General features: G+C 63.7%; 4 protein-coding genes and 1 pseudogene. 2 read left to right on the top strand and 3 right to left on the bottom strand.

The features are described 5' to 3' along the window. The first annotated feature begins 216 nt into the window (after window positions 1-216). The gene (locus ACFWAY_RS52985; protein WP_378516431.1) at window positions 217-1,470 is read left to right on the top strand and encodes an IS256 family transposase; all 1,254 of its coding nucleotides are present in this window, start codon (window positions 217-219) and stop codon (window positions 1,468-1,470) included. Here the strand turns inward: ACFWAY_RS52985 and ACFWAY_RS52980 are convergent. The 3 genes from ACFWAY_RS52980 to ACFWAY_RS52970 all read right to left on the bottom strand — a co-directional run bounded on the left by ACFWAY_RS52980 (window position 1,454) and on the right by ACFWAY_RS52970 (window position 3,853). Next, a complete protein-coding gene (locus ACFWAY_RS52980; protein ID WP_378516430.1) occupies window positions 1,454-1,954 on the bottom strand; it encodes an FAD-dependent oxidoreductase in 501 nt (166 codons plus the stop codon). The genes ACFWAY_RS52985 and ACFWAY_RS52980 overlap by 17 nt on opposite strands. 126 nt (window positions 1,955-2,080) lie before the next feature. Further along, window positions 2,081-2,275: a ferredoxin gene (locus ACFWAY_RS52975; protein ID WP_378516429.1), complete on the bottom strand. Its 195-nt coding sequence runs from the start codon at window positions 2,273-2,275 to the stop codon at window positions 2,081-2,083. Window positions 2,276-2,524: 249 nt separating this feature from the next. Further along, window positions 2,525-3,853, bottom strand: a complete 1,329-nt coding sequence (locus ACFWAY_RS52970; protein ID WP_378516428.1) for a cytochrome P450 — start codon at window positions 3,851-3,853, stop codon at window positions 2,525-2,527. Between the two features lie 644 nt (window positions 3,854-4,497). On the opposite strand from ACFWAY_RS52970, the pseudogene ACFWAY_RS52965 reads away from it, so the two are divergent. Continuing rightward, window positions 4,498-4,623: pseudogene (locus ACFWAY_RS52965) on the top strand (transposase); the annotation flags it as partial. Window positions 4,624-4,732 lie beyond the last annotated feature (109 nt).

The following is a 4,732-nucleotide window of genomic DNA, read 5'->3' as shown; positions in this document are numbered from 1 at the left end:
TTCGTGGTCAACACCGAGGAGACATGATCATCCCCACAGCCAGATTCCACGTAACTTATAAGATGCTCAAACGGCAGATGTACGGACGCGCCGGAGTAGGCGTCCCGTGGAGTGGTGGGGTTTGGGGCTGAGCGGCGCGGCTCCGACGTAGAGAGGGCCATCGGCGGGATCTTCGGTGTGTACGGCCAAGCACGCATCGAAGAAAGAGGTCCACCGATGGCCCTGTCCCAGTCTGCCCTGTCCGAGCTACTCGACGCATTCCGTACCGGAGATGGAGTGAATCTGATCCGTGAATCGGTCCGGATGGTTATGCAAGAACTGATCGAAACCGAAGCGACCGAACAGATCGGCGCCAGCCGCTATGAACGCACCGAGGCCCGCACGACCGAACGCAACGGAGCCCGGTCCCGGCTGGTGGCCACCCAAGCCGGCGACGTCCAATTGCGGATCCCGAAACTGCGCAAGGGCTCGTTCTACCCCTCGATCCTCGAACCCCGCCGACGGATCGACCAGGCACTGTACGCGGTGGTGATGGAGGCCTACGTACACGGCGTCTCCACCCGCAGCGTGGACGACCTCGTAGCGGCTCTGGGAATCGATTCGGGTATTTCCAAGTCCGAGGTGTCGCGGATCTGCGCGGGCCGGGGCGAGGTCGTCGGCGCATTTCGCACCCGCTCGCTCGATCACACCGCGTTTCCTTACGTCTACCTCGACGCGACGTACCTGCACGTACGCAACTCCTCTTCGCAGGTGACATCGATGGCGGTCGTGGTCGCCACGGGGATCACCGCCGAGGGTGCGCGTGAGGTCCGCCCCCGCAAGCGGGTGGTACCCCCAGGCCTCGCTGTCGGGGACAGTGAGGACGAGGTGTTCTGGCGCGGCTTCCTCGCTTCGCTGAAGAAACGCGGCCTGTCCGGTGTCCGACTGGTCATCAGCGATCAGCATGCCGGCCTGGTCGCGGCCTTGCGGCGCTCGTTCCAGGGCTCGGGGCACCAGCGGTGTCGAGTGCATTTCGCGCGAAACCTGTTGGCGCACGTCCCCAAGTCGCACTCCGACATGGTCGCCGCCGTGTTTCGCACGATCTTCGCCCAGCCCGATCCCGCCACCGCGGCCTCCACGTGGGACGAGGTCCGCGATCAGTTGGCCGGCCGGTTCCCCAAGCTCGGTCCCTTGATGGACCAGGCGAAGGCGGAGGTCTTGGCGTTCAGCACATTTCCGCGGGCACATTGGTCGAAGATCTGGTCGACCAATCCGTTGGAGCGGGTGAACAAGGAGATCAAGCGCAGAGCCCGTGTCGTGGGCATCTTCCCGAACGAGGCGGCCGTGATCCGACTCGTCGGTGCGGTCCTGGCCGACATGCACGATGAGTGGCAGTCCGGCGAGCGCCGCTACCTCTCCGAGGGGTCGATGGCGTTGCTAGATCCCAGCGGCGATACTGGGACCATCGCCGCGATCAACCGTGGCGAGTAGGCACCGAGGATTCGACCTCAAAGCCCACCACCCCACGGGGCTCTATCCGCGCCGGATTCGACCTCCTCCGCAAACGAATACTCCTCAGCCACTGACACACCCAGAAACCATCACGGAAAGTGGGCCAGAACCAGATCGAGTTGACAGAGCCACCCGCCCCCACCACCGCCAGACGGGTGCCGGTTTGAAGATCTGCGAGCAGAGCCAGGGCACCACCCATCGTGCGTAGCGCGTACACGCCACTCAGGTCGTGGCCCTCAGTCAACCGGCGCGGTTCGACCCCCGCCGCGATAATCAGGCCGTCGTAGCCGACGTTCTCGCCGTTGTCCAGCGTGGCGCTGTGGGAGGTTAGGTCGAGCCCGCTCGCAGTGACCCCCAGACGATATCTACATTCAATTCGCTGTAATGCCCGTCGGGGCGCAACGACGTCCGTTCTGGACTCCATGTGCCGGCGAGAACCTGCTTCGACAACGGTGGCGGTCATACGGCCGACAAGACTCCTTGCCGATCAAGACCAGCCGGCCTGCAAATCCTTCTCGTCGCAGAGTCTCCGCCGCCGACAGGCCCGCCGCGGAGGCACCGACGACGACCACCTGCTCAAGGACGGTGCTCACTCGTCAATGCTGATCGCTTGAGCTGGGCACAGAGCCGCCGCCTGCCGCGCGGCGTCCAGCTCCTCGTCCGGCGGTTCCCCCTGCAGCACAACAACGATGCCGTCGTCGTCGCGTTGATCGAACACCGACTCCGCGGCCAGCACACATTGACCCGCACCAATACACGCCTCAAAATCCACTCGCACCCGCATGTGACCCTCTCCTTGTTCTCGATAGTTCAGCACTCAACGCGCAGCCGATGTACGGCGACACCTGGAACACCCGCAGAGCCTGGCGTCCTCGTGGACTGTGCCGAGCTGTTCGGCACCGATTCGCGACGCCCGGACGATCACGCGTCCGTCATTCTCGTCCTTGGTCAAACAGTCGGGCGCGGTTCGCGCGCCCGCATCCCCGGCCCCGTTACAGCGTTCCCGGTCGGCCTATCCGCATCGCGTCCCTCGTCACCACGTCACCGGGAGGCGGTGCACACCGTGGACGAACGTTTCCGGCCGATACAGTGGCACCTCATCGATCGGCACGGCCAGCCGCAACTCCGGGAACCGGCTTGCCAGCGCGGTCAGGCCGATCTGCAGCTCCAGCCGAGCGTAGTGCTGGCCAAGGCACTGGTGGATGCCGTAGCCGAGCCCGAGATGACCGGCCGCGTCCTTCCGTGCCAAATCGAGCCGATCGGGCTCGGCAAACCGGTCTGGGTCGCGGTTCGCGGCCGCCAGCGAAACTGCCACCGTCTCGCCCGCCCGGATCGTGTGCCCTGCGAGCACGACATCCTGCAGCGCGGTCCGGGGGAAAGCCTGCTGGTGGAGCAGGGTGTGGAACCGCAACAACTCCTCCACCGCAGCCCCGACCATCGCCGGATCGGCCCGCAGTGCATCCCACCGTGTCCGATCCTGCAACAGCACCATCACGGACAGTGCCAGCATGTTCGCCGTCGTCTCGTGCCCAGCGGTGAACAGGAATCTGGCCAGGTGGACAAGCACGTCGTCGCTGAGCTCATCATCCTGAACCAGCTCGGACAGTAGGTCATCGTCAGGGTTAGCGCGCTTGCGTCGGATCAGCTTACGCAGGAAGTCCTCAAATTCGTGGCGTGCCGCCACCTTCTGTTGGGCGGTCGCTTCGGGATCGAATGCGACGATCGTCGGCTGTTCGAATCGGTGACGTTCCGTCGGCGACGCGCCAAGCAACGCACAGATCAGCTGTGACGGAATCGGCAAACAGAATGTCTCAACCAGGTCCAACGCCGGCCCCTCCTGCTCCATCGCAGCAAGCTGCCGGGCCACAATTTGCTCCACAAGCTCCCGCTGCTGGTTCACCCTGCGCGGCGTGAACCAGCCGGCCAGCTTCCGACGCAACCAGTCATGGTACGGCGGGTCGGACGACAGGTGTGCGCCGGTCGGCGGCGGATCAGACCGCAGCACATCCAACACCTCGGGATCACTGAGCGCCTCATACGCCGCTTTCCCGCAGTTCTCGTACCGGTCGATCACCTCGGCCAGCCGAGGATCGCGGCGACGCGCCACGTCCACGCTCACCGCGTTTTCCTGTTCCGGATCCCCAACCGCTGGACGCCATGGAAAGAGGCTGAACCGTCCATCGCCGAGCACCTGCCGAGCCAGCTCGTAGCTGGTGACAAGCCAGCCAACATGGCCATCCGGATACCGCAACCGACACAGCGGCGTCCGCTCACGAAGACGACCAAGTTCCTCCGGCGGGTCGAACATGCCCCGATCGATCGGCAGGGTGATCGGCTCCGCCCCGCTCAAAGTCCCACTCATACGTAACCCTCCACATCTGTCCTGCCCTTTGCTTCTTCCATTTCAGTGACCCAGACGCCACGTCACAAGGGCCAATCCGCGTGAACTGGCCAGAAGATGGAAAGCGGCTGACCGCATGAGCTCGTCGCGCGCCGGCTCGTCGCCCGGCTACACGTAGCTGGAAGAACGGCGCCGCACCTCTCAAAGAGGCTCTGCCACGCCCACGCAGAGCTCATCGATCAGGCTCAACTGAGGTTCCGACTTCTCCGGAGACCTTCTACATGGCCCCGGTGAGCTCGGGTTGGACGATATCTGTATCCTGTAGCTCCGGCCGGACATGGTAGGCGAGTTCGTACTCGTTCGGTGACAGTCTCGCGAGACCAGCCTGGATCCTGCGGGGGTGTACCAGGTGTCGATATACCGGAACAACGCCGACTCCGCCTGCATCCTGGTCGTGAATATGATTGCGAGCGAATAGATTAATTCGATCTTCAGTGTCGACCACAGATTTTCGGCGAGCGCGTTGTCGAAGCTGTCCACGACGCTGCCGGTGGACGGGGCAATGCCGGCGTCCACGAGCCTCTGCGTGAACCGCAGTGCGGTGTATTGACATCCCTTGTCGGTGTTAAGCCGATATCGACATAAGGCCCGGTAGCGCACCAGTTATCGATGAGATCGTATTATCCTTGACGGCAAAGGGATTGACCACCGGAGACGTCTCCGCGCACTTTCAGGACATCTACGGAGCGACGGTATCGAAGGACACCATCTCCCGCATCACCGACAAAGTTTTTGGGCTCTACTGACTCATTCGTGGGTGGTTTCTGCCGGGCAATTGTGGTGGGTGGCCGCCGAGTCCGAGCATGGCAAGGGCGATGAGGGCATCGGGGGTGCGGAAGC

The organism is Rhodococcus sp. NPDC059968, assembly GCF_042738615.1.
Classification (GTDB): domain Bacteria; phylum Actinomycetota; class Actinomycetes; order Mycobacteriales; family Mycobacteriaceae; genus Rhodococcus_F.
Note: the sequence above shows the minus strand (reverse complement) of the source record. Positions and strands in the feature narration are given on the sequence as shown.

Bases quoted from the DNA above. Each gene is read 5' to 3' on its own strand.
- ACFWAY_RS52985 (WP_378516431.1), top strand. From the start codon at position 217: ATGGCCCTGTCCCAGTCTGCCCTGTCCGAGCTACTCGACGCATTCCGT.
- ACFWAY_RS52980 (WP_378516430.1), bottom strand. From the start codon at position 1,954: ATGACCGCCACCGTTGTCGAAGCAGGTTCTCGCCGGCACATGGAGTCC.
- ACFWAY_RS52975 (WP_378516429.1), bottom strand. From the start codon at position 2,275: ATGCGGGTGCGAGTGGATTTTGAGGCGTGTATTGGTGCGGGTCAATGT.
- ACFWAY_RS52970 (WP_378516428.1), bottom strand. From the start codon at position 3,853: ATGAGTGGGACTTTGAGCGGGGCGGAGCCGATCACCCTGCCGATCGAT.